The 23,272-nt window shown below is 65.6% G+C and carries 22 protein-coding genes and 1 other RNA gene; 20 read left to right on the plus strand and 3 right to left on the minus strand.

The window, feature by feature from the left end; genetic code table 11:
- The first annotated feature begins 88 nt into the window (after window positions 1-88).
- Complete coding sequence (locus tag ABC977_RS04705) at window positions 89-643, plus strand: DUF2062 domain-containing protein (protein WP_369666085.1); 555 nt, start codon at window positions 89-91, stop codon at window positions 641-643.
- Here the strand turns inward: ABC977_RS04705 and lolD are convergent.
- Together lolD and ABC977_RS04715 are read right to left on the minus strand one after the other, a co-directional pair.
- Window positions 589-1,293: a lipoprotein-releasing ABC transporter ATP-binding protein LolD gene (gene lolD / locus ABC977_RS04710; protein ID WP_369666086.1), complete on the minus strand. Its 705-nt coding sequence runs from the start codon at window positions 1,291-1,293 to the stop codon at window positions 589-591. The genes ABC977_RS04705 and lolD overlap by 55 nt on opposite strands.
- Entirely contained in the window at window positions 1,286-2,533 is a 1,248-nt protein-coding gene (locus ABC977_RS04715) for a lipoprotein-releasing ABC transporter permease subunit (RefSeq protein WP_369666087.1), read from the minus strand. The genes lolD and ABC977_RS04715 overlap by 8 nt, the downstream gene beginning before the upstream one ends.
- A 243-nt stretch (window positions 2,534-2,776) precedes the next feature.
- Between ABC977_RS04715 and ABC977_RS04720 the strand changes: the two genes are divergently transcribed.
- Complete coding sequence (locus ABC977_RS04720; protein WP_369666088.1) at window positions 2,777-3,280, plus strand: hypothetical protein; 504 nt, start codon at window positions 2,777-2,779, stop codon at window positions 3,278-3,280.
- An 80-nt stretch (window positions 3,281-3,360) separates the two neighbouring features.
- Here the strand turns inward: ABC977_RS04720 and ABC977_RS04725 are convergent, their stop codons facing one another.
- Window positions 3,361-3,903: a DUF2076 domain-containing protein gene (locus tag ABC977_RS04725; RefSeq protein WP_369666089.1), complete on the minus strand. Its 543-nt coding sequence runs from the start codon at window positions 3,901-3,903 to the stop codon at window positions 3,361-3,363.
- A gap of 130 nt (window positions 3,904-4,033) precedes the next feature.
- Here ABC977_RS04725 and ABC977_RS04730 point away from each other — a divergent pair, with 130 nt between their 5' ends.
- From ABC977_RS04730 to ftsZ, 18 genes are all read left to right on the plus strand, one after another.
- On the plus strand, window positions 4,034-4,744 hold the full coding sequence (locus ABC977_RS04730) for an SDR family oxidoreductase (RefSeq protein ID WP_369666090.1): 711 nt from the start codon (window positions 4,034-4,036) through the stop codon (window positions 4,742-4,744).
- Between the two features lie 76 nt (window positions 4,745-4,820).
- Window positions 4,821-5,195, plus strand: an RNA gene (gene rnpB / locus ABC977_RS04735) — RNase P RNA component class A.
- 273 nt (window positions 5,196-5,468) lie between these two features.
- Window positions 5,469-5,924 carry a division/cell wall cluster transcriptional repressor MraZ gene (gene mraZ / locus ABC977_RS04740; protein ID WP_369666091.1) on the plus strand — a complete coding sequence of 152 codons (456 nt, stop codon included), beginning with the start codon at window positions 5,469-5,471 and terminating at the stop codon, window positions 5,922-5,924.
- 38 nt (window positions 5,925-5,962) lie between these two features.
- A complete protein-coding gene (gene rsmH, locus ABC977_RS04745; protein ID WP_369666092.1) occupies window positions 5,963-6,898 on the plus strand; it encodes a 16S rRNA (cytosine(1402)-N(4))-methyltransferase RsmH in 936 nt (311 codons plus the stop codon).
- On the plus strand, window positions 6,895-7,173 hold the full coding sequence (ftsL, locus tag ABC977_RS04750) for a cell division protein FtsL (protein ID WP_369666093.1): 279 nt from the start codon (window positions 6,895-6,897) through the stop codon (window positions 7,171-7,173). Before rsmH ends, ftsL begins: the two co-directional genes overlap by 4 nt.
- Window positions 7,173-8,942: a peptidoglycan D,D-transpeptidase FtsI family protein gene (locus ABC977_RS04755; RefSeq protein WP_369666094.1), complete on the plus strand. Its 1,770-nt coding sequence runs from the start codon at window positions 7,173-7,175 to the stop codon at window positions 8,940-8,942. Before ftsL ends, ABC977_RS04755 begins: the two co-directional genes overlap by 1 nt.
- A complete protein-coding gene (locus tag ABC977_RS04760) occupies window positions 8,939-10,477 on the plus strand; it encodes a UDP-N-acetylmuramoyl-L-alanyl-D-glutamate--2,6-diaminopimelate ligase (RefSeq protein ID WP_369666095.1) in 1,539 nt (512 codons plus the stop codon). The genes ABC977_RS04755 and ABC977_RS04760 overlap by 4 nt, the downstream gene beginning before the upstream one ends.
- A complete protein-coding gene (locus tag ABC977_RS04765; protein WP_369666096.1) occupies window positions 10,477-11,838 on the plus strand; it encodes a UDP-N-acetylmuramoyl-tripeptide--D-alanyl-D-alanine ligase in 1,362 nt (453 codons plus the stop codon). Before ABC977_RS04760 ends, ABC977_RS04765 begins: the two co-directional genes overlap by 1 nt.
- Window position 11,839: 1 nt before the next feature.
- Window positions 11,840-12,922, plus strand: coding sequence for a phospho-N-acetylmuramoyl-pentapeptide-transferase (gene mraY, locus ABC977_RS04770; RefSeq protein ID WP_369666097.1), 1,083 nt, complete (start codon window positions 11,840-11,842; stop codon window positions 12,920-12,922).
- Window positions 12,919-14,283 (plus strand): UDP-N-acetylmuramoyl-L-alanine--D-glutamate ligase, encoded by a 1,365-nt coding sequence (gene murD, locus ABC977_RS04775; protein ID WP_369666098.1) that lies wholly within the window; start codon window positions 12,919-12,921, stop codon window positions 14,281-14,283. The genes mraY and murD overlap by 4 nt, the downstream gene beginning before the upstream one ends.
- Window positions 14,280-15,470: a putative lipid II flippase FtsW gene (gene ftsW, locus ABC977_RS04780; protein WP_369666099.1), complete on the plus strand. Its 1,191-nt coding sequence runs from the start codon at window positions 14,280-14,282 to the stop codon at window positions 15,468-15,470. Before murD ends, ftsW begins: the two co-directional genes overlap by 4 nt.
- Window positions 15,455-16,534 (plus strand): undecaprenyldiphospho-muramoylpentapeptide beta-N-acetylglucosaminyltransferase, encoded by a 1,080-nt coding sequence (gene murG, locus ABC977_RS04785; protein WP_369666100.1) that lies wholly within the window; start codon window positions 15,455-15,457, stop codon window positions 16,532-16,534. Before ftsW ends, murG begins: the two co-directional genes overlap by 16 nt.
- Window positions 16,531-17,961, plus strand: coding sequence for a UDP-N-acetylmuramate--L-alanine ligase (gene murC, locus ABC977_RS04790; protein WP_369666101.1), 1,431 nt, complete (start codon window positions 16,531-16,533; stop codon window positions 17,959-17,961). The genes murG and murC overlap by 4 nt, the downstream gene beginning before the upstream one ends.
- Window positions 17,962-18,109: 148 nt before the next feature.
- Window positions 18,110-19,000 carry a UDP-N-acetylmuramate dehydrogenase gene (gene murB / locus ABC977_RS04795; RefSeq protein ID WP_369666102.1) on the plus strand — a complete coding sequence of 297 codons (891 nt, stop codon included), beginning with the start codon at window positions 18,110-18,112 and terminating at the stop codon, window positions 18,998-19,000.
- Window positions 18,997-19,935: a D-alanine--D-alanine ligase gene (locus ABC977_RS04800; protein WP_369666103.1), complete on the plus strand. Its 939-nt coding sequence runs from the start codon at window positions 18,997-18,999 to the stop codon at window positions 19,933-19,935. Before murB ends, ABC977_RS04800 begins: the two co-directional genes overlap by 4 nt.
- Entirely contained in the window at window positions 19,913-20,704 is a 792-nt protein-coding gene (locus ABC977_RS04805; protein WP_369666104.1) for a cell division protein FtsQ/DivIB, read from the plus strand. The genes ABC977_RS04800 and ABC977_RS04805 overlap by 23 nt, the downstream gene beginning before the upstream one ends.
- Before the next feature lie 5 nt (window positions 20,705-20,709).
- Complete coding sequence (ftsA, locus tag ABC977_RS04810) at window positions 20,710-21,945, plus strand: cell division protein FtsA (protein ID WP_369666105.1); 1,236 nt, start codon at window positions 20,710-20,712, stop codon at window positions 21,943-21,945.
- Between the two features lie 126 nt (window positions 21,946-22,071).
- Entirely contained in the window at window positions 22,072-23,250 is a 1,179-nt protein-coding gene (gene ftsZ, locus ABC977_RS04815; RefSeq protein WP_369666106.1) for a cell division protein FtsZ, read from the plus strand.
- The last annotated feature ends 22 nt before the right edge of the window (window positions 23,251-23,272 follow it).

Raw genomic sequence — 23,272 nt, forward strand, 5'->3', positions numbered from 1 at the left:
TCACCTTCCATTGACCCCCAGATTATAAACCTATGGCCCCATCTTTGCCGTGGCGCCTACTCAGTGGCCCCCGGCTTGGAAGATACCTGTGAAACGCTGGCTCACACGCATCCTGCCCCATCCCAAGACACTTCGAGACAACAGGTATCTGCGTCTCTTCGGCAAGCTGCTGCACGACCCGAACCTGTGGCACCTGAATCGCCGTTCGGTGGCCGGCGGGGTCGCCGTGGGCGGGTTCTTCATGTTCATTCCACCGATCGGACAGATGCCGTTCGCGGCCGCGACGGCGATCCTGTTCCGCGTCAATCTTCCGATCTCGGTTGCCCTCGTGTGGCTGAGCAATCCCTTGACGATGCCGGTAATCTACTATGCCGCCTACCGAATCGGTGCGCGCTTGCTCGGCCATCCGCCGATTGGCTTTCGTGCCGAATTCTGGGCTGATTACCATAACTGGCTCGGCTTCCTGGGACCCTTGATGCTCGGCAGTCTGGTGTGCGCGGTCCTGTGCTCTGGATTGGGTTATCTGTCTGTCCAGACGATCTGGCGGTGGCACTTGCGACGCCAGATCAAGGAGCGACGGCGGCGTTTTCAGGCGCTTGCCTCGTTGCGGCTCAGAACGCCGTCCTCCAACGACAAGACCTGATCCATGCGCGCGGCGAAATGGTGGTCGTGGGTGACGATGACGAAACTGGTCCCCAGCTCGGCATTGAGTTCCAGCAGTAACTGGTAGATGACCTCAGCCGTGTGTCGGTCCAGGTTTCCCGTCGGTTCGTCGGCGAGGACACAGGCGGGGCGGGTGACCAGGGCGCGAGCAATGGCCGCGCGCTGACGCTCGCCGCCCGACAGTTCGCTGGGTTTATGCATGGCACGATGCGCGAGGCCGACCCGTTCCAACATGGCCGCGGCCTCGGCCTGCGCGGAGCGCGGCGCGCTGCCACCGATCACGAGCGGCAAGGCGACGTTCTCGAGCGCTGAGAACTCGGCCAACAGGTGATGGAACTGGTAGACGAATCCCAGGTGGCTGTTGCGCAGCCGGTCGCGCCGTGCCTCGGCCATGGTTGCGATATCACGTCCGGACCAGAGCACCTGTCCGGTCGACGGCCTTTCGAGGCCGCCCAGGCAATGCAGCAGCGTACTCTTGCCGGAACCGGATACGCCAACGATGGCGATCCGCTCCCCGGCTCGGATAGTCAGATCCACCTGCGTCAGAACTTCGACCTCGAGCGGCCCCTGACGAAAGCGCTTGCCGAGCCGTCGCGCCTCGAGCACCGGTGTCGCGCGCGGGTCAGTCATAACGCAAGGCCTCGGCTGGATCGGTGCGGGCCGCCCGCCAGGCTGGATAGATGGTCGCAACGACCGACATCAGAAAGGCGCCGCCCGCAACGAACAGAATATCCGCGAGTCGCGGATCCGACGGCAACAGGCTGATGTAATAGATCGTTGGATCGAGGAAATGCACACCGAACAACCCCTCGATCCGCGAGACGATGGCCTCGACGTTCCATGCCAATACCAGGCCGCCGATGACGCCGAGCAAGGTTCCGACGGCCCCGATCGTGGTCCCCTGGATCATGAAGATCGCCATGATCCGACCCGGCGACGCCCCGAGCGTGCGCAACACCGCGATGTCGGAACGTTTGTCGGTCACGACCATGACCAGCGTCGAGACGATGTTGAACGCGGCGACGGCGACGATCAGGAACAAAATGATCGTCATCATGCGTTTCTCGATCTGCAGGGCCGCGAAAAAGTTGCGATGCGACTGCGTCCAATCCGTGACGAGGTAGACGCCTCCGAGGTCGAGCGCGATCTGCCGCGCCAGCCTTGGTGCCTCGAACATGTCGGTCAGCTTGAGCCGAATGCCGGTGACGTCGTCGCCGAGGCGCATCAACCTGGCGCCGTCGCCGAGACTGATGAAGGCCGCGCCGCGGTCGAAGTCCCCCATGCCGACCGAGAAGAGGCCGCTGACCGTGAAGGCCTTGAGTCGCGGCATGACGCCCACTGGCGTGGGGTTCAGCTGCGGGGTCACGACCGTGACCTTATCCCCGGGACCCACGCCGAGCAGCATCGCGAGCTCCTGGCCCAGGATGATGTTGAAGGCCCCGTCGACCAGATCATCGACCGAGCCGTCGATCATGTCTCGGCGCAATTCGGCGACCTGGTCCTCGGCCTCCGGCAGAATGGCGCGGATCATCGCCCCGTTGACGCTGCCGCCATGGACCAGCATCGCCTGGATCTCGACGAAGGGTGCCGCGCCGATCACCGCTGGGTGGTCCCGAACCCGGTCCAGTAGGGCTGGCCAATCGGCCATCGAGCCGCTGGGGGCGCTCAAAGTCGCATGGGAGGCCATGCTGAGGATGCGTTCGCGGATCTCCTTGTGGAACCCGTTCATGACCGACAAGACCACGATCAGCGCGACGATGCCGAGCGTAATCCCCAGCATCGAGATCAGTGATATGAAGGAAATAAAATGGTTACGCCGCTTCGCGCGGGTGTACCGGAGGCCGATGAAGAGCGGTAGAGGACGAAACATAGCCCGCGATTAGATCATGCTGCGCCGAGTCCCCGCAACGCGGCGTTCGGTGGGATCCTCAGCGTCGGCGATGCCCCGCGACGACGGGTGCGGTCGGTTGGCTGCCCGCCGAAGCGGCGCACCGCTGGGTCGCCATTGGCGGGACCCTGTTCCGCGTGTCATCATCGCCGGGCGTTGGAGCCTGAGCGCCTGGGTGGTCACGGAGGCGGCGGGTTCGTCTCATGTAGCCTATCGAGGGACGCGATGAACAGAATCTCGCTTCTAGCCGGTGCGGCGGCCTTGGTTGCGGGCGGATGCACGACGGTCGAGCCGATCGATTACGCTAGGGCCTTGTGCGATCCATTTCCCCGTGATGAATTCAGCGCCTGTGCTAGCCGGGTCATCGACCATTACCGCGCGATGGCCATCGAGCCGGACTTGCCCTTCGGGTACAGCACGGCGGGGCCTTTTGCGCTCGCCGTGGGCGACGCGTTGTATTTGGGCAGCTATCATTCCGACCCCTTCGCCCTGTACTTCCGGGCCGAGGATGGCGCGAACGCATGTCGCGGCGCCTACGATGCCTTCGCCGGCTCGCGCTCGCCGGTCCTCGAAATCCATTGCGATGACGGTAGTCGCGGCGCTGGCGAACTGGTCCTCGACCGCAAAGGGCGCAACGGTGTCGGCGATGTGGAGTTCGACGACGGCCGGCGCGGCCGTCTGGTCTTTGGGCACGGCGCCGTCGGCGGGCTGACTGACGAGGGTCGATGACGATGACCAGCGGTTCGCGCGCGGCGCGCGCGAACCCGCAGAGCCCCGCTGCTGCGGTGCCATCGCGCGTCGGTGATCGCTCAGAAATCGTCGAGCTCGAAACCGTCGAACGGCGAGTCGTCGGTGCCCATGTCTTCCCCCGTGCTGCCGACATCGGGTTCGCCGGCCTGGGCGTCTGCGATCCCGTTACTGAAGAGCCCGGTCACGGCGTTGGCGAGCAGCACGCCACCGGCGACAGCCGCCGCTGTTTGCAGGGCCGAGCCCATGAAGCCGCCGCGAGCCTGGCCGGCGGCTGGCGCCGTGCCCCGGTTTGCGAATGGGCTCGTGCCGGCCGCCCGGCCGGGTGGGCCGCCGGTGCCGAAGAGGCCGCCGAGGAAGCCCCCGCCGCCCGAGGGTCGTTGCGCGGCTTGCTGTTCGAGCTCCTGCACCCGCTGGCCCAGGTTCTGCAGCGCCTGCTCTTGGACCAGGATCGTCTGGGCCATGTAATAGGGGGCAGCCGGTTGTCGCTGCACGGCCTCTCGGATCGCCTGCTCGGCGCCGGCGTCGCGGGGACCGGATTGTCGTTCCGCTTGGTCGAGCTTGCCGAACAGCTCACCGATCAAGGCCCGTTCATGATTGTCCACGTTGACACCTCCTCTTGTGATTCTCGAACGGTTTCTTTATAGATGGAATCCGACCTGTCGGGTTCCACGAAAGGGTGTCAACGGGTGGCCGGCTCTCGATCAGACCGGCGCAGCTGAAGGAGATCCGTCGATGAAACAACCTATTGCGTTGGTCACCGGAGCTTATCGCGGCTTGGGTTATGCGGCTTGTCAGGAATTGGCGCGGCTTGGCTATCGGGTCATCTTGACCGCGCGGCGCGATGAAGCTGGGCGCCAGGCTGCGGAGCGGTTGCGTGTGGTCGGCCATACCGTGCACCACCATCAGCTCGACGTGACCGATCCGGCATCGATCGAGCGCCTACCCGGCTTCATTCAGGAGACCTTCGGCAGGCTCGATGTGTTGATCAACAATGCCGGTGTCTTTCCGGATCCGAGCCCGGGATCCGGTGCCGAAAGCGTGTTCGCCGCCGACCCGGATACGATCAGACGCGGTTTCGAGACCAATGCGCTGGGGCCCTTGCGTCTGTGTCAGGTGCTGATACCGCTGATGGAGGGGGAAGGGCGGATCGTCAATGTCAGCTCAGGAATGGGTCAGCTCAGTGACATGAATGGCTGTTGCCCGGGTTATCGCCTATCGAAGGTCGCCCTGAATGCCGTGACCAGGATCTTCGCCGATGAACTGCGAGGGACCGGCATCAAGATCAATTCGGTCTGTCCGGGTTGGGTGCGCACCGAGATGGGGGGTGCCGAGGCCCCGTTGACCCTCGAGGACGGCGTGCGGGGCATAATTTGGGCCGCGACCCTGCCGAGTGATGGTCCCAGCGGGGGCTTTTTCCGGCACGGACAGCCAATTCCCTGGTGAAACAGGCTGAGAGCTCCGGACCTCGGGGTGGGTAGCGACTGGATTTGTGCGATGCCGAAGGTTAAACTGCCGATCGGGAGTCGGCTGGGCAGTCGCCGCCTGCTTCTTCGGTGCAGGCGGAGGAAAGTCCGGGCTCCGCAGGGCAGGGTGCCAGGTAACGCCTGGGGGGCGTGAGCCCACGGAAAGTGCCACAGAAAAGATACCGCCAAACCCCGCCATTTGGTGGGGCGGTAAGGGTGAAATGGTGCGGTAAGAGCGCACCGCGGCCCTGGTAACGGGGCCGGCACGGTAAACCCCACCCGGAGCAAGACCAAATAGGGGGGCGTGCAACCTCGGTTGCGGCGCGCGGCCCGCGCGTGTCCCCGGGTAGGTCGCTCGAGGTCCGCGGTGACGCGGACCCCAGATGAATGACTGTCCTCGACAGAACCCGGCTTACAGGCCGGCTCCTCCTCCCTTCTGCCGCGCCGCACAGGTCCCGTTCGGGGCCTGTACCCGCCCCTTTTGCTGCTGTTCGGCAACCTCGATTCAATCTGAATTTACGACGCTAACGCGCTGAAATAGGTGGCGGGCGACGACGCGAGTGCCGAGGTCGACAGATGGCTGTAAGTGTCTGAGGGAAAACCCCAAAGCGGCGAAGACAGTCCTTGACGGGCCAGAATCGTGTGTCTAACATTGGTGGTAAGTGGGGCGATGTGGGGAAGTGAGGGGCAGCGGAGGGGGCAGCTTGTTCCGAGGAACCTACAGTGTCAGCCTCGATGCCAAGGGGCGCCTTGCGATTCCCGCCCGGTTTCGCGAGCGCTTGCCCATGGCGGATGGCGCTCGTCTCGTGTTCACGCCGGACCCCGATCGTTGCCTCGCCCTCTATCCTGAGCCTGAGTGGATGCTGATCGAGCAGAAACTTCAGGGACTCCCGTCATTCAATGTCGCGGCCCGGCGTCTGAAGCGCTTGTTGATCGGAAACGCCCACGATGTCGATATCGATGCCCAAGGGCGCGTCTTGTTGCCCTCGAAGCTTCGAGATTACGCGGGCTTGCAAAAGCGTGTCGCGATGGTCGGCCAGATCAACAAGATCGAGGTTTGGGATGAGGATGTCTGGAATAGTCGTTGTGACGAATGGAAAGACAACATCGAAATCAATGATCTGGCGTCCGATGGGGATTTGGCGTCACTGATTCTTTAGGGGTTCTAGGGCCTTTCTGGTCAGGTGGGCCGCCAGTGATGAACAGCGGGAACCATCGCCCCGTCCTGTTGGAGGAAAGCGTGCAGGCCCTAGCGATACGGCCCGATGGTCGATATCTCGACGCCACCTTCGGTCGCGGTGGCCACAGTCGCGCGATCCTCGCCCGCCTCGGGCGGGGCGGGCGACTGTTCGGGCTCGATCGGGATCCGGACGCGGTCGCCGTCGGGCAGGCGCTGGCGAAACAGGACCATCGGTTCGGTATGTACCATATGCCGTTCTCACGGTTGACCGACGTGGTGCGGGAGCTGGGCTTGCTCGGTGCGATCGACGGTCTGTTGTTCGACCTCGGCGTTTCGTCGCCCCAGCTCGACGAGCCTCACCGGGGCTTCAGTTTCTCCGACGACGGTCCGCTCGACATGCGGATGGATCCGACCGCCGGCGAGCCGGCCAGTCGGTGGCTGGCCCTGGCCACGCGCGAGGAGATCGCGCGGGTGCTTCGGGAGTACGGCGAGGAGCGCTTCGCGGGCCGCATCGCAACGGCGATCGTGCGGCGCCGTGCCGCGGCCCCGCTGACCAGGACCCGTGACCTGGCGGCGCTGATCGAGGCGGCGGTCCCGACCCGGGAGCCCGGCAAGCATCCGGCGACGCGCACCTTTCAGGCGCTACGGATCCAGATCAATCTCGAGCTCGACGAGCTGGCGGCGGCCCTGACCCAGGTGCGCGATCTGCTCGCCGTCGGTGGACGCTTCGTCGTGATCAGTTTTCATTCGCTCGAGGATCGTCTCGTCAAACGTTTCGTGCGCGAGCAGGCCCGCGGCGAGCGTTTCCCGATCGGCGTCCCGGTCATCGATCGCCAGCGGGAGCCGTGGCTCGAGCCCGTCGGAAAGGCCGTTCGCCCCAGCCCCGAAGAGATCGCGGCGAATCCCCGCGCGCGCAGCGCCATCATGCGAATCGCGGAGCGGTGCCCATCATGAGACGTTTGGGTTCCTCGGTGATACTGCTGCTCGGCCTCTCGGTGATCTTGTCGGGGGTTGCCGTCGTCTATGCCAAGTACCTGACGCGAGCAGAGTTCATCGAGCTTCAGGAGCTCCGTGCCGAGCGCGATGCCTTGGCCGTCGAATGGGGCTGGCTGCGTCTGGAGGAGGCGACCCTGACGACCCACGCGCGGGTCGAAGAACTGGCGCGGCGCAATCTGGATATGTATTTACCGCACCGCCGTGATATCCGGCTGATTTGGGGTGACAACTGATGGCTGCCACTCGGCGCCAACCAAGAGTGCGGCGCCGTGCGCGCTCGCCGAAGCCGCCGCGGGTCGCCCTGCGGCGGCGATTGCTGATGGTGCTGATGGCCTCGGCGTTGGTCGCGACCGTCGGCGGTGCCTTCTATCGTCAGGTCGTCGAGAACGACTTTCTGAAGACGGAAGGCGAACGGCGTCATCTGCGCTTGAGCGAGATCCCGGCGCGTCGCGGGATGATCTTCGATCGCCATGGCGAACCGCTGGCTGTCAGTACACCGGTGACGACCTATTGGGCGGATCCGCGGGTGTTTGCCGCCCATGAGCACCAGACCGATGCCGTGGCTCGGGCCCTGAACCTGGATGCGGAGCGGTTGCGGGAGCGGTTCGAGTCGAACAGGGGCCGCGCCTTCATGTACTTGAAGCGGCGCGTGCACCCGCGTGAGGCGGAGGCGCTCGATGCCCTGATTGCGCGCGAAGGGATCCAGGGTATCGGCACCGAGACCGAGTATCGACGTTTCTACCCGAGCGCCGAAGTGTTCGGCCATGTCCTCGGTTTCACCGACATCGAGGACCAGGGGCAGGAGGGCCTGGAGCGCGCATTCGAGGCTCAGTTGAGCGCGCGTCCCGGTCTGCGGCGCGTGATCCAGGATGGCCGCCGTACGCAGGTCGCCGAGCTGGAACTGGTTCGGTTACCGCGCGATGGTCGGGATCTGACCGTGAGCCTCGATCGGCGCCTCCAATTCATCGCCTATCGCGAGCTGAAGCGCGCCGTGGCCGAACACAAGGCGCTCGGCGGTTCGGCTGTGATCCTGGATGTGCAGTCAGGCGAGATCCTGGCGATGGTCAACCAACCAGGATACAACCCCAACGCGGTCCGCGAGGGAGGGGTCGACCATCGTCGCAATCGCGCGCTGACCGACGTCTTCGAGCCTGGTTCAACGGTCAAACCCTTCATCGTGCTGGCGGCATTGGAGCTGTCGTTGGTTGGTCCACACACGACGATCGATACGCGTCCTGGGGTCATGACGGTCGGTCGCAATCGGGTGCGCGACGTCCGTGACTTCGGGGTTCTCGATACCACCGGGGTCATCACCCGCTCGAGCAACATCGGTGTCGTCAAGCTGGCCCAGCGGATGGATCGGTCCGTGATCTGGCAGGTCTACGACCGGGTCGGTTTCGGCTCCCGAACCGACAGCGGTTTCCCGGGCGAAAGCCCCGGCGTGCTGCCCCATTTCCGTCGCTGGTCCCAATTCGACCAGGCGGTCCTCTCGTTCGGCTACGGCCTGTCGACGACGGCACTGCAGCTCGCTCAGTCCTACGCGGTGCTGGCTGCCGATGGTGTCAAACGCCCGGTGACGCTGATCAAGCGCGATGGGCCGCCGCCGCCCGGGGTACGCGTACTCGGCGCCCAATCGACGCGGCAGGTCCGGGCCATGATGGAGACGGTCGTCAGTTCGCCGCAGGGGACCGCGCGGCGTGCCGCGATCGAAGGGTATCGCGTCGCTGGCAAGACCGGCACGTCGAAGAAATCGGCTGGTCGCCAAGGCTACACGGGCAACCGCTATCAGGCGGTGTTCGCGGGCATGGTTCCGGTCGACAACCCGCGGTTCGTCATGGTCGTCATGATCGATGAACCGCGCGGGGCCTCGCATTTCGGCGGCCAGGTCGCGGCTCCCGTGTTCGCGCGGGTCATGGAGAATGCTGTGCGGCTCTACAACGTCCCGCCGGATGACCCGGCCGGTTCGCTGCTGCTCGTCGGTACCGCCGAGGTCGCTCAGTGATCGCCGCTGATCGCCAACCCGCGGCCTGGGCCTTGTCGGCCCTGCTCGACGGTCTGATCCCTTGGCCCGGTGGCCCGGATCTCCGGATCACCGGTTTGACGCTCGACAGTCGTGAACTCGAGCCCGGCTGGCTGTTTCTGGCTTGCCAGGGCACCCGGGGGCACGGCCTCGCGCATGGCGAGGCCGCGAAACGCGCCGGTGCGGCGGCCATCGTCGCCGAGCCCACCGGGGAATGGGACGGCACGGCCTTGGCGCGACTGGCCGCCGACCTGTCGTTGCCGGTCATTGCCGCGCCCGGTCTCGGGTCGCTTGCGAGCGCGTTGGCCGACCGCTTCTACGGCGAGCCGAGCCGCGCGCTGGAGCTCGTCGGTGTCACCGGCACCAACGGCAAGACGAGCGTCAGCCATGTTCTGGCCCAGGCCTTGTCCGACCAGGTTCGTTGCGGATTGATCGGTACGCTGGGGTTCGGTTTCCCCGACGCGTTGCAGGCGACCTTCCACACGACCCCGGATCCCATCCGGTTGCAAGGGCACCTCGCCGCGTTGCGCTCGGCCGGTGCCCGTGCCGTCGCGATGGAGGTCTCATCGCACGCGCTGGCCCAGGAGCGCGTGGCGGCGGTTCGGTTCGGGATCGCCGTCTTCACGAACCTGACGCGCGATCATCTCGACTATCACGGCGACATGAACCGGTATGGTGCCGCCAAGCGGCGGTTGTTCGAGACGCCGGGCCTCGGGTGGGCGGTGCTCAATCGCGACGATCCCTTTACGCACAGCTTGCTGTCCAGCCTCACGCCCGGTGCGGCGCGGGCGCTCTACAGCCTGCGGTCGGATCCGCCGGCCGCCGGCGTGGCCGACCTGTGGGTTGGCGCCCGCTCGGTCGAGCCGCGGCCCCGGGGCCTGCGGCTCGTCGTTACGACCTCGCTAGGCGATGGCGAGGTCGAGGTCGGGCTGCTCGGTCGCTTCAACGCTGCCAATCTGCTCGCGGTGTTGACGGTGCTGCTGGCGCGTGGCCAAGCGCTCGAGTCGGCGCTGCGCGCGCTGGCGCGGATCCGGGGCGTGCCGGGCCGCATGGAGTGTTTCGGTGGTCCGGATACGCCGTTGGTCGTCGTCGACTACGCCCACACCCCCGACGCGCTGGAACAGGTGCTGACCCACCTCCGCGCACACGGTGGCCGCAGGGTCCTGACCGTCTTCGGCTGTGGCGGTGAACGCGATCGTGGCAAGCGCCCGTTGATGGGACGCGTGGCCGAACGCCTTAGCGATCTGGTGATCCTGACCGATGACAATCCACGCCACGAAGACGGCTCCGCGATCATCGCCGAGATCCGTGCCGGCCTCGCCGATCCGTCGAGGGTGCGTATCGAACGGCAGCGTGCGCTCGCGATCCGTCTCGCGTTGGCGCTGGCCGATCGGCGTGACATCGTGCTGGTGGCCGGCAAGGGGCATGAGACGACGCAGGATATGGGGGACCTCGAGGTCCATTTCAGCGATCGGGCGCAGGTCATGCAAGCACTGAACGAATGGGGGCAGCGGTGATGTGGCGGTTGACAGACCTGTGCGATTGCGTCGGCGGCCGGCTCGTCGGCGCCGATACCGCGATTGCTGCGGTCGGCACCGACAGCCGGCGCGATTGCGCCGGCGAGCTCTTTGTCGCGTTGCGCGGCGAGCGCTTCGATGGGCACGACTTCGTTCCCGCGGCCATTACCCGGGGTGCCGCGGCGGTGATGGTCGACCACGAATTGCCGGTGGATCGGCCGCAGTGCGTCGTTACCGATACCCGCATCGGCCTGGGGCGAGCGGCGGCGGCTTGGCGCGCGCGCTTCGCCGGCACCGTCGTTGCGATTACCGGCAGCAACGGTAAAACGACCTGCAAGGAGATGGTCGCCGCGATTCTCGCGCAGACCGGTTCCGTCCGCGCGACCCGCGGCAACCTGAACAACGATATCGGGATGCCATTGACCCTGCTCGGTGCCCGCGAGGAGCGCTTCCTCGTATTGGAAATGGGCGCCAACCGGGCCGGTGAGATTGGTTATCTGGCGGCCATCGGCCGGCCTCACGCGGCGTTGATCACGAATGCCGGCCGCGCCCATCTCGAGGGATTCGGCAGCGTGGAGGGCGTCGCGCGGGCGAAGGGCGAGATCGCGTCGGGCTTGCCGTCGGACGGCGTCTTCGTGGTGCCGGCCGAGTCGCCTTATGTGCCCCTATGGCGCGTGCTGGCCTCGGGTCGGCAGGTCTTGACCTTCGGCCTCAACCCATCGGCCGATGTCTCGGCGGATCCCGAGCGAATTCACGTGACTTGGGAGGCCGATGGCTTTCGCACCAGCTTCGAGGTACGCCATGGCGCCGAACATTGGCCAGTCGCACTGCGGCTCGCTGGCCAGCACAACGTCCTCAATGCCCTCGCCGCGATGGCCCTGACCCGCGCTGTCGGCGCGCCGATCGAGGCCATTCAGGCGGGTCTCGCAAGCGTGAGGCCAGTTGCCGGTCGTCTGAACCCGCGACCGGGGGTGGCCGGGTGCCGGCTGATCGACGACAGTTACAACGCGAATCCGGATTCGGTCGCCGCCGCCATCTCGGTGCTCGAAGGCTGGCCGGGACGCCGCCACCTGGTACTCGGGGATCTCGGTGAGTTGGGTCCCGATGCCGAGCGCCTGCACGGCGAGATCGGCGCCGCGGCGAAGGCGGCCGGTATCACGGCCCTGCATGCGGTAGGCTGCCTCAGCGCGGCGGCGGCGGTCGCCTTCGGTGCTGGGGCCCACCACCATTCCGATCAGGCGGGCTTGATCACGGCCCTGCGGTCGGTGCTTGGCGCTGACGATCTGGTCCTGGTCAAGGGATCACGGCTTGCGGGCATGGAGCGTGTGGTCCAGGCCCTGTCCGCCACGGAGGGGGTCTGAGGTGCTGCTCTATCTGACCGATTGGCTCGCGCAGCATTTCAGCGCGTTCTCGGTGTTCCGCTATCTGACGCTGCGCGCGATCCTTGGCGTCCTGACCGCACTGGTGATCTCGTTTGTCGTCGGTCCGCCGATGATCCGGCGGCTGACCGCGTACAAGATCGGGCAGACGGTGCGTCAGGACGGCCCGCAGAGCCACCTGTCGAAGGCCGGTACCCCGACGATGGGCGGCGCCCTGATCCTGGTCGCGATCGGGGTCGCCACGCTGCTGTGGGCCGATCTGACCAATCATTACGTGTGGATCGTCCTGTTGACGACGCTCGCCTTCGGTGCGGTTGGTCTGGTCGATGATTACCGGAAGCTGGTCCTCAAGGATCCGCGGGGCTTGGCGTCGCGTTACAAGTATCTGTGGCAGAGTCTGTTCGGTCTGATCGCGGCCGTGGTTCTGTACCTGGTCGCCTCGACGCCGGCCGAAACCGCCTTGTTGGTGCCGTACCTGAAGGATGTCTCGATCCAGCTCGGTCCCTGGTTCATTCTGCTCGCCTATCTCGTCATCGTCGGCTCCAGCAACGCGGTGAACCTGACCGATGGCCTCGACGGCCTTGCGATCATGCCGACGGTCTTGGTCGGTGGGGCGCTCGGGATCTTCGTCTATGCAACCGGGCATGTGGACTTCGCGAACTATTTGCGGATCCCCTATATCCCGGGGGTCGGCGAGGTCGTGATCTTCTGCGGCGCGTTGGTCGGGGCGGGCCTTGGTTTCCTGTGGTTCAATGCCTACCCCGCCCAGGTCTTCATGGGCGACGTCGGTGCGTTGGCACTCGGCGCGGCGCTTGGCGTGATCGCGGTCCTGTCGCGCCAGGAACTCGTGCTCTTCATCATGGGTGGCATCTTCGTCGCCGAGACCCTGTCGGTGATGCTCCAGGTCGCTTCGTTCAAGCTGATGCGCCGGCGTATCTTCCGGATGGCCCCACTGCATCATCATTTCGAACTGAAGGGATGGCCGGAGCCGCGGGTCATCGTGCGCTTCTGGATCATGACGGTGATCCTGGTCCTGATCGGTCTCGCGAGCCTGAAGATCCGATGATGGCCGGGACCTGGCACAAGAGCCCACTGGCGCGAACCCTGGTTGTTGGACTCGGGCGCACGGGTTTGTCGTGCGCGCGCTTTCTGCGGGCGCAGGGCGTGCCGGTGGCCGTGACCGACTCGCGTGCGGTACCACCCGGCCTCGACCAACTACGTGCGGAATTGCCCGATGTGGCCCTGTTTCTCGATGGCTTCCGCGAGGAGGTCTTCGCCGTCGCCGACGGATTGGTCGTCAGCCCCGGTGTGCCGGTCGCCGAACCCCTGATCCAGGCGGCGATGGCCCGCGGTGTTCCCGTCGTCGGTGACATCGAGCTCTTCGCGTTGGCCGCTCGCGCGCCGGTCGTGGCGATCACCGGCTCCAATGGCAAGAGCACGGTGACGACCCTCGTGGGACAGATGGCCGCGCGGGCCGGCGTGCGGGTCGCGGTCGGCGGGAATCTCGGGGAGCCGGCACTGGACCTGCTCGACGATCGCGTCGAGCTCTATGTCCTGGAACTGTCGAGCTTTCAGCTGGAGACTACCTACTCGCTGCGCGCGCGTGCGGCGGTCGTCTTGAACCTGTCGTCGGATCACATGGACCGGTATCCGGATCTGGCGGCTTACGGAGCGGCCAAGGCGCGGATCTTCCACGGGGCCGAGATCGCGATCATCAACCTCGATGATCCGCTGGTGCGGGTCATGCCGACCGGCTCGGCCGAGCGCCGCGGTTTCACGATGGGGGTGCCGGATCCAGACGCCTTCGGCCTGCTCGATCAGGGCGGGGAGACCTGGCTGGCTCGCGGCGGGATGCCCTGGCTGCGAGCCGACGAACTGCGGATCCCGGGTCGCCACAATCAGGCCAATGCGTTGGCCGCGCTGGCCTTGGGGCAGGCGGCCGGCCTACCGCGCGAGGCGATGTGCGAGGCGCTGCGTCATTTCGGTGGCCTGCCGCATCGCAGTGCATTGGTCGCCGAACGGGCCGGGTGCCGCTGGTATGACGATTCGAAGGGCACGAACCCGGGCGCGACCGTTGCCGCGCTCGAGGGACTGGTCCCACCTGGTAGCCGCCACCGTGCCGTGCTGATCGCCGGCGGCGATGGCAAGGGGGCCGATTTTGGTCCGTTGGCAGCGGCCATCGTGCGGACCTCCCGCGCGGTGGTGCTGCTCGGCCGCGACGCGCCGCGGATCGCCGCGGCGCTGAACGGGAGCCTGCCCGTCGGCCAGGCTGGCGACATGGACGACGCCGTGCGTCAGGCGGCGGCATTTGCCCAACCCGACGATTGCGTCTTGCTGTCGCCGGCGTGCGCGAGCCTGGATATGTTCGAGAACTACGAACACCGCGGTCGCGTGTTCGCCGAGGCGGTGCGGAGGTTGCCACGATGAGCCTCGCAGTGGCCGCAGGGCGCCGTCGACTCGGCGCAAGGGCACCGATCGACTTTGCGCTGCTGCTCTGCGTTCTGGGTTTGATCGGCCTCGGGCTGGTGATGGTCGCGTCGGCGTCGATGCCATTGGCCGATCGGACCTTCGGCGACCCCTTCTTCTACCTGACGCGCCAGGCGATCGCGCTGGGTCTGGCCCTGGCGGCGGGGATCCTGGCCTTCGCGTTGCCGTTGAGCTGGTGGCAGCGCAGTGGCGGGATCCTGTTCCTGGTCGGCCTGGCGTTGCTGGTCCTGGTGCTGGTTCCCGGCGTCGGGCATACGGTCAATGGTGCGACGCGCTGGATCCCGCTCGGTCCCTTCAACCTGCAAAGCGCCGAGTTCATGAAGCTGTTCGCGATCGTCTATATCTCGGGATATCTGGTGCGCCACCGCGAGGCGGTCTTGAACAGCGTCCATGGCTTCGTGCGACCGATGTTGCTGATGGTGCTGGCGGGTACGCTGATCATGATCCAACCGGACTTCGGTACCGTGGCTGTGATGATGGCTGTGGTCCTCGGGCTGATGTTCCTCAGCGGTGTCCAGGCGAGGTATTTCCTCCTCTTGGTCGTCCTGGTCGGCATCGCCTTCGTTGCGCTGATCATTCTGGAGCCGTACCGCGTCGAGCGGGTGCTGTACTTCCGCAACCCATTCGAGCACGCGTTCGACGGCGGCTACCAGCTGACTCAGGCCCTGATCGCGTTCGGACGCGGCGAATGGTTCGGCGTCGGGCTCGGTAACGGGATTCAGAAACAGTTTTTCCTGCCGGAGCCTCACACGGATTTCATTGCCGCCGTCATCGGCGAAGAGCTGGGCTTGGCCGGAATCCTGGTACTCATCGGTGCCTTCGCCTTCGTCACATGGCGCGCTTTTGCCATCGGCGCGCGCGCGATCGCCGAGGATGAATGGTTCGCGGCCTATCTAGCGCATGGTATCGGGTTGAGCATAGGACTACAGGCCTTCGTCAATCTCGGTGTCAGTCTCGGTCTGCTGCCGACGAAGGGTCTGACGTTGCCCTTCATCAGCTACGGCAGCAACAGCCTGATCGTCAGCGCGATGGCCGTCGGATTGCTGCTCAGCATCGATCGCGGGCAGCGGCAGCGCGCCGCTTTGGAGGCCGGTTCAGGCAAGAGGCAGCGATGGGTCCGCGTTTGATGATCCTGGCAGGAGGCACCGGCGGGCACGTGTTCCCGGCGTTGGCGGTCGCGCATCTTGCGTGCGATCGCGGTTGGTCGGTGTCCTGGCTCGGTACGCGAGCCGGCCTCGAAGCACGGATCGTCCCGCAGCAGGGCTATCCGTTGGATGTCATGACCGTATCCGGGCTGCGCGGGAAGCATGTGACCGAGCTGCTCGCGGCACCACCGCGGCTAGCCCGAGCGGTGTGGCAGGCCGGCCGTGTTCTGCGCAGACGGCGACCGGATGTCGTGTTGGGCATGGGTGGGTTCGTCGCAGGTCCAGCGGCGGTGATGGCGGTGCTGCATCGAGTGCCTTTGGTGATTCATGAGCAGAACCGGGTCCCGGGGTTGACCAATCGATGGCTCGCCAGGATTGCCGATCAAGTCTTCGAGGCCTTCCCCGAGAGCTTTCCGGCGGCCCGTCGGGCCCGAGTCTGTGGCAATCCGGTGCGTGCGGACATCGTCGCGTTGCCGCCGCCCGCGCAGCGCTTCGCCGATCGCCGTGGGCCGCCGCGTTTGCTGGTTCTTGGCGGGTCGCTCGGGGCCAAGGCGCTGAACGAGGCGGTTCCGGCCGCATTGGCCCGGATGCCCGTCAGTGAACGGCCCGAGGTTCGCCATCAATGCGGCGATCGGACCATCGATCTCGCCCGCCGGGCCTACGAGGCCGTCGGCGTGAAGGCCGACCTGGTGTCGTTCATCGATGACATGGCGCAGGCCTATGAGTGGGCCGATCTGGTGATCGGCCGCGCCGGTGCGCTGACCGTGTCCGAACTCGCGGCGGCCGGGGTCGGGGCGATCCTGGTGCCCTATCCATTCGCGGTCGACGATCATCAGGCCGCGAATGCGCAGTTCCTGGCTGAGGCCGGTGCGGCACGGATGGTGCGCCAATCCGATCTCACCGTCGCCGGTTTGGCAGAACTGTTGACCCTTCTGCTGGCTGACCGCCAGGCTCTGTTGACGATGGCCGAGGCGGCCCGCGCGCGCGCCGAGCCGAATGCAGCGCGACGGATCCTCGATGCCTGCGGCGAGGTGAGGAGGCGATGAATCCGCACTGCCAGCACGATGCGTCGCGCATGGGCCGGATCCGACGGTTGCACTTCATCGGCGTCGGCGGTTCCGGCATGAGCGGCATTGCGGAACTGATGGCGAATCTGGGCTATGAGGTTTCCGGTTCCGACCTCCGCGCCGGTGAGGCGACCCGGCGACTCGTCGAACGCGGTGTGTCGGTTCAGCTGGGACACCGCGCCGAGCATGTCCTCGACGCGGATGCGGTCGTCGTGTCATCGGCCATCGACGAGACCAACCCGGAAGTCTGCGCCGCGCGTGCCGCGCGGATCCCGGTCGTGCGCCGTGCCGAGATGCTCGCTGAACTGATGCGCTTCTATTACGGCGTCGCGGTCGCTGGCACACACGGCAAGACGACAACGACCAGCCTGGTCGCGAGCATCCTGGCCGAGGGTGGGCTCGATCCTACCTTCGTCATCGGTGGGCGTCTCAACAGTGCCGGGGCCAATGCACGCCTTGGAACAACCAAATATCTGATTGCCGAGGCCGACGAATCCGATGCCTCGTTTCTGTACCTGCAGCCGACGGTGGCGATCGTGACCAATATCGATGCCGACCACATGTCGACTTATGGTAATGATTTCAATGTCTTGAGGAGAACTTTCGGGGAGTTCCTGCACCATCTGCCCTTCTACGGGCTCGCCGTGTTGTGCGCCGACGACGAGGAGACGCGCGCCTTGGCGTCGCTCGTGTCGCGACCGGTTCGGACCTATGGCACGGGACCGGACGCGGACGTGCGGGCCGTGGCGATTCGCCAGCAGGGCCTGCGCATGCACTTCGAGGTCCAGGCCGCCGAACTCGATGCCCCGTTGCCGATCGATCTGAATCTGCCCGGGCGACATAACGTGTTGAACGCCCTGGCGGCGGTGACGGTGGCGCTGGAACTGGGCGTCGACGAGGAGGCGATACGTCGGGCCTTGGACGGCTTCGAAGGGATCGGGCGCCGTTTCGTGACCCGCTCATGGTTCGATCGGCGCCATCGTGACCTGATCCTCGTCGACGACTATGGCCACCACCCGCGGGAGATTGCCGCGACGGTCGCTGCTGCGCGCGGCGGCTGGCCCGACCGTCGACTGGTGTTGGTCTTTCAACCCCATCGCTATACCCGCACCCGTGACCTGTTCGAGGATTTCGTGCAGGTCCTCTCCAGCGTCGACCGACTCGTTCTTTGCGACGTGTATGCGGCTGGCGAGTCGCCGATCCCGGGGGCCGATGGCCGCACGCTCAGCCGGGCGATCCGGACGCGCGGTGATCTGGATCCGGTCTTCGCGCAGGACCCCGACGAGGCCGCGAGGATTCTCGACACCCTGTTGTTGGACGGCGACCTGGTGTTGATCATGGGGGCCGGCGACATCGGCGGTCTCGCGGATTCCCTGACCAGGTATCTGGGCGAGGGGATCGCCTGATGACATCGATGAAGCCATCACGATTGCGGATGGGCTGCGGAGAGCCCTTGAATCGCGCTTGTCAGCGCCGCCGACCGGCCCAGAACCGGTCGCGGTCGGTGCCGCCGACAACGGTATGCCGGGTCCCTCCGGGACCAGCGAAAAAAGGATGAATGAGCAAGGGCTTCGCGGGGAGCTGCGCAAGGACGAGCCGCTCGCCGGCCATACGAGTTGGCGGGTTGGTGGCCCGGCTCGGTATTTCTACCGACCCGCGGATGCGGCGGATCTGGTCGCCTTTCTTCGCCGCGTGGAACCATCGGAACCGCTGCTGTGGATTGGTTTGGGCAGCAACCTACTGGTCGCTGATGACGGCTTTCCGGGCACCGTCATTCAGACGGTTGGGAGGCTGAACGTGCTGAAACGGACCGGGGATACCCGATTGTACGCCGAGGCCGGGGTCAGCTCGGCACGACTCGCGCGCTTTGCCGTGCGACAGGGTTTGGTCGGAGTCGAGTTCCTGGCCGGTATTCCGGGCACTGTGGGCGGGGCGCTGGCAATGAATGCTGGGGCCTGGGGCGGCGAGACCTGGACCCATGTGGTTCGGGTGCGAACCGTCGATCGGTGGGGCCAGGTCCGGGAGCGGACCCCGGATGACTTCGACGTCGGGTACCGCGCGGTCCACGGCCCTCAAGGCGAATGGTTCCTGGCCGTCGAGGTGGATCTGACGCCGGGTGATGGCGAGGCTGCGCAGCGGCGAATCCGTGACCTGCTCGCGGCTCGTGCCAGGGCTCAGCCGGTTGGTTTACCGAGCTGCGGTTCGGTCTTTCGCAACCCACCCGGTGATCATGCCGCGCGGCTGATCGAGGCCGCCGGCCTCAAGGGGCGGCGGATCGGCGGTGCCCAGGTATCGCCGAAGCACGCGAACTTCATCATCAACACAGGCACGGCCAGCGCTTCGGATATTCAACGATTGATGGCCTTGGTTCAAACGGAGGTCGAGCGGAGTGCGGGGGTGTGTTTAGTGCCCGAAGTCAAACAGATAGGGGGTGCATGGCGATGAGGCGGGATCCGCAGGTGTTCGGTAAGGTCGCGGTGCTCTTCGGTGGTCGCTCGGCCGAGCGCGCGGTGTCGCTGAAGAGTGGTCAGGCGGTTCTGACGGCGCTCGTCAACCTCGGTGTCGACGCGCATCCGCTGGACCCGGGCCCGGATATCCTCGAAAGGTTGCGGGCCGGGGGGTTCGCGCGCGCCTTCATCGTGCTCCATGGCCGTGGCGGGGAGGACGGTCAGATTCAGGGGGCGCTCGAGACCTTGGGTCTGCCTTACACGGGTTCAAGTGTGCTCGGATCGGCGCTCGGTATGGACAAGTACCGATGCAAACTCGCCTGGCAGGGGGCTGGTCTTCCCACTGCGGATTTTGTGTTGCTGCGCGCCGAGGGTGACTTGGATGCCGCCGCTGCCCTGGGTTTTCCGTTGATGGTCAAGCCGGTGCGAGAAGGCTCCAGCATCGGTATGGCCAAGGTCACCGACCCGGTGGCCCTCGCCGAGGCCTGGCGTGCGGCCGCCGAATACGATTCGCTGGTGATCGCCGAGCGCTGGATCGATGGAGCGGAGTACACCTGCGCGATCCTCGGGCGCGAGGCGCTCCCGATGATCCGCCTCGAAACGCCGCGCGCCTTCTATGACTACGAGGCCAAGTACTCGGCCGAGACGACACGTTACCTGTGCCCATGCGGCTTGGACCCCGATGTGGAGCAAGCCTTTCAGCGACTCGCGATGGATGCCTTCGAGGCGGTTGGAGCCAGCGGTTGGGGGCGTGTCGATCTGATGGTCGACGCCGCCGGACAGCCGTACCTGCTGGAGATCAATACCGTGCCGGGCATGACCGATCACAGTCTGGTGCCCATGGCGGCGCGCGCGCGCGCGATGAGCTTCGAAGACCTGGTCTGGGGCATCTTGATGACGAGTTTCGCGGATGACCAGTGCGATGTCGAATAGCGGCAGCGTTCCCATCACGCGCGGTCAGACGATCCTGCGCTGGGTCTTCGTCGTCGTTTTGATCGGTGTGATGGTGCAGGGCGTGGCCCTACTGCACCGCCTGGAGCCGAACCGGTTGCCGGTGCGCGTGATCGCGATCGATGGCGAGGTTCACCGTCACTCGTTGCCGGTGCTGCAGGAGACGGTCGCCGACCGGCTCGATGGAGGGCTCGTGATGGTCGACCTGCGCGGCATCAAGGCGGCCGTCGAGGACTTGCCCTGGGTGGCCGCTGTCAGCCTGCGCCGGGTCTGGCCCGAGCGTCTGGAGTTGACGGTGATCGAACACCGGCCGATCGCGCGTTGGGGTGACGACGGGCTGGTCACAGCAGACGGCGTGGTGTTCAGACCGGACCCGGCCACGATTCCGCCTGGCCTGCCGCGTTTAGCCGGCGACGAGCGCGCGGCGCCGCACGTGGTCGCCCGCTACCGCGAGTGGCGTGACCGATTGGCACCGCTGGGGTTGGTCGTCACGGCAGTGGAACAGGATGCGCGTGATGCGTGGCGTTTGCGTTTGCGGGATGGCGCCGAACTGGTGCTCGGTACCCGGTACCTCGACGAGCGGATCGCGCGCTTCATTCAGGCCTACCCGTCGCTGCGCCTCGTCGGGCATGCGCGGGTCGTGGATCTGCGTTACTCGAATGGTTTGGCCGTCCGATGGGCCGAGGGGTCGGGCACCAGCAGGCCCGCGGCGGTCTCGGTCGAGCATGGATACATCAAGGGTCGGAGTTGAGTCTGATGCCCAAAAAGAATGACAAGAACCTTCTGGTCGGCCTGGATATCGGCACCTCGAAGGTCGCTGCATTGGTTGGCGAACTGAAAGCGGACGACCAGATCGAGATCATCGGGGTGGGAACCCATCCATCCCGCGGCTTGAAGAGAGGGGTCGTCGTGGACATCGAGTCCACGTACCAGTCGATCCAGCGGGCCATCGAGGAGGCCGAGCTGATGGCGGGTTGCGAGATCCATTCGGTGCACGCCGGGATCGCCGGAAGTCACATCCGCAGCCTGAACTCTCACGGTATTACGGCGATCAAGGACCGCGAGGTTACCCAGGCCGATGTCGATCGCTGTATCGATGCGGCGCGGGCCGTTGCCATACCTGCGGATCAGAAGGTCCTGCACATCCTGCCGCAGGAATTCATCATCGATGATCAGGAAGGGATTCGCGAACCGATCGGCATGTGTGGTGTGCGGCTCGAGGCCCGCGTGCACCTGATCACAGGCGCCGTCAGTGCCGCGCAAAACATCGTCAAGTGTATTCGCCGCTGCGGTCTCGAGGTCGATGATCTGGTCCTGCAACAGTTGAGTTCGAGTTACTCGGTGTTGACGCAGGACGAAAAGGAACTCGGCGTGTGTCTCGTCGATATCGGTGGCGGAACGACCGATATGGCGGTGTTCACCAACGGCGCGATCCGTCATACCGCCGTGATCCCGATCGCCGGCGACCAGGTCACGAACGATATCGCTGTGGCATTGCGCACGCCGACCCAGTACGCCGAGGCGATCAAGGTCGAACATGCCCGGGCCTTGTCGCGGCTTGCCGAAGGTGGTGACTACATCGAGGTGCCGAGTATCGGCGAACGGCCCCCGCGGCGTTTGTCGCGCCAGACCCTGGCCGAGGTCGTCGAACCCCGCTACGAGGAGTTGTTGTCGCTGCTCCAGGGCGAACTGCGACGCAGCGGCTTCGAGGATCTGGTGGCCGGCGGCGTGGTGTTGACGGGCGGCAGTGCCAAGATGCTCGGCCTCGTCGAGTTGGCCGAGGAGGTCTTTGAAATGCCCGTGCGGCTCGGTGTGCCGCAGCATTACGTCGGGATGCAGGAGGTCGTCAGTGATCCACGCTTCGCGACCGGGGTGGGTCTGCTGATGTATGCCCGCCAGCACCGCTTCGTCCTTGGGTCGGAGATGGGGCCACCGGTGGGGCTCAGGGGGATCTGGGCACGGATGCGCAGTTGGTTTCAAGGGCATTTTTAGGTCGGTGTCGAGGTGCGGCGATCGTCCCGGTGGTGCGGACGATCGGGCGTGGTTGCTGATGCGGGGATCTTTGCCGGTGGTCCGGCAACGAAGCGAGTCAATGCGAGCAAAGCGAGGAACACGATTATGTTTGAGCTGATGGATACCCATAGTCAGAATGCAGTGATCAAGGTTGTCGGTGTCGGTGGTGGCGGTGGCAATGCGATCAATCACATGGTCGAGGCCTCGATCGACGGTGTGGATTTCATCTGCGCCAATACCGATGCCCAGGCCCTGCGCGGCTGCAATGTCAAGACCCTGCTGCAGCTCGGGGCCAGTATCACGAAGGGGCTCGGCGCCGGCGCCGATCCGGAGATCGGCAAGCAGGCCGCGATCGAGGATCGGGAGCGGATTCGTGATGCCCTGGATGGAGCCGATATGGTCTTCATCACCGCCGGGATGGGCGGCGGAACCGGAACCGGGGCGGCCCCGGTGGTCGCCGAGGTCGCGAAGGAGCTTGGTATTCTGACCGTAGCCGTCGTCACCAAGCCCTTTCCGTTCGAGGGTGGCCGGCGGCGCAAAGTCGCCGATGCCGGGATCCAGGATCTGGCATCCTATGTCGATTCCCTGATCGTGATTCCGAACGAAAAGCTTTTGGCTGTGCTCGGCAAGGAGGTCAGTCTGCTCAACGCCTTCAAGTCCGCGAACGACATCCTGCTCAATGCGACACAGGGCATCGCCGAGTTGATCACCCGCCCGGGCTTGATCAACGTCGACTTCGCCGATGTCAAGACCGTGATGGCGGAGATGGGGCAAGCCATGATGGGGATCGGCTCCGCGTCAGGTGAGGACCGTGCGAGATTGGCCGCCGAGGCAGCGATCAGCAGCCCGCTGCTCGAGGATATCGACCTGTCGGGTGCTCGGGGTATCCTCGTCAACATCACCGCAGGAACGAATCTGTCGATCGGCGAGTTCGACGAGGTGGGCAACACGGTCCGCGATTTCGCCGATGACGAGGCCAATGTCGTCGTCGGGACCGTCATCGACCCGTCGCTCGACGGGGAGTTGCGGGTCACCGTGGTCGCGACGGGTCTCGGGCGCGAGCGCGTCGCTTCGCGGCGGGCTCCGGCACAGGGGAATCGAACGATGCGCTTGGTATCGCGGGACGCTGGGGCCGGTACCGGTGCTGATTATCGTGACATGGATCGGCCGGCGGTATATCGGCGAGGCCAAATCGCCGGCGCTCATCGGGTCGCGGAGGCGAACGAGGATTCGGATCTCGATTATCTGGACATCCCCGCCTTCCTGCGCCGCCAGGCCGATTAACGGGGAATTCCCTCTAACTAGA

The organism is Thioalkalicoccus limnaeus (assembly GCF_041197575.1).
GTDB classification, from domain to species: Bacteria; Pseudomonadota; Gammaproteobacteria; order Chromatiales; family Chromatiaceae; genus Thioalkalicoccus; species Thioalkalicoccus limnaeus.

Bases quoted from the DNA above. Each gene is read 5' to 3' on its own strand.
- ABC977_RS04720 (WP_369666088.1), top strand. From the start codon at position 2,777: ATGAACAGAATCTCGCTTCTAGCCGGTGCGGCGGCCTTGGTTGCGGGC.
- lolD (WP_369666086.1), bottom strand. From the start codon at position 1,293: ATGACTGACCCGCGCGCGACACCGGTGCTCGAGGCGCGACGGCTCGGC.
- ABC977_RS04715 (WP_369666087.1), bottom strand. From the start codon at position 2,533: ATGTTTCGTCCTCTACCGCTCTTCATCGGCCTCCGGTACACCCGCGCG.
- ABC977_RS04755 (WP_369666094.1), top strand. From the start codon at position 7,173: ATGGCTGCCACTCGGCGCCAACCAAGAGTGCGGCGCCGTGCGCGCTCG.
- ftsZ (WP_369666106.1), top strand. From the start codon at position 22,072: ATGTTTGAGCTGATGGATACCCATAGTCAGAATGCAGTGATCAAGGTT.
- murG (WP_369666100.1), top strand. From the start codon at position 15,455: ATGGGTCCGCGTTTGATGATCCTGGCAGGAGGCACCGGCGGGCACGTG.
- ftsL (WP_369666093.1), top strand. From the start codon at position 6,895: ATGAGACGTTTGGGTTCCTCGGTGATACTGCTGCTCGGCCTCTCGGTG.
- murB (WP_369666102.1), top strand. From the start codon at position 18,110: ATGAATGAGCAAGGGCTTCGCGGGGAGCTGCGCAAGGACGAGCCGCTC.
- rsmH (WP_369666092.1), top strand. From the start codon at position 5,963: ATGAACAGCGGGAACCATCGCCCCGTCCTGTTGGAGGAAAGCGTGCAG.
- murD (WP_369666098.1), top strand. From the start codon at position 12,919: ATGATGGCCGGGACCTGGCACAAGAGCCCACTGGCGCGAACCCTGGTT.
- ftsW (WP_369666099.1), top strand. From the start codon at position 14,280: ATGAGCCTCGCAGTGGCCGCAGGGCGCCGTCGACTCGGCGCAAGGGCA.
- ABC977_RS04765 (WP_369666096.1), top strand. From the start codon at position 10,477: ATGTGGCGGTTGACAGACCTGTGCGATTGCGTCGGCGGCCGGCTCGTC.
- ABC977_RS04805 (WP_369666104.1), top strand. From the start codon at position 19,913: ATGACCAGTGCGATGTCGAATAGCGGCAGCGTTCCCATCACGCGCGGT.
- ABC977_RS04800 (WP_369666103.1), top strand. From the start codon at position 18,997: ATGAGGCGGGATCCGCAGGTGTTCGGTAAGGTCGCGGTGCTCTTCGGT.
- ftsA (WP_369666105.1), top strand. From the start codon at position 20,710: ATGCCCAAAAAGAATGACAAGAACCTTCTGGTCGGCCTGGATATCGGC.
- ABC977_RS04730 (WP_369666090.1), top strand. From the start codon at position 4,034: ATGAAACAACCTATTGCGTTGGTCACCGGAGCTTATCGCGGCTTGGGT.
- murC (WP_369666101.1), top strand. From the start codon at position 16,531: ATGAATCCGCACTGCCAGCACGATGCGTCGCGCATGGGCCGGATCCGA.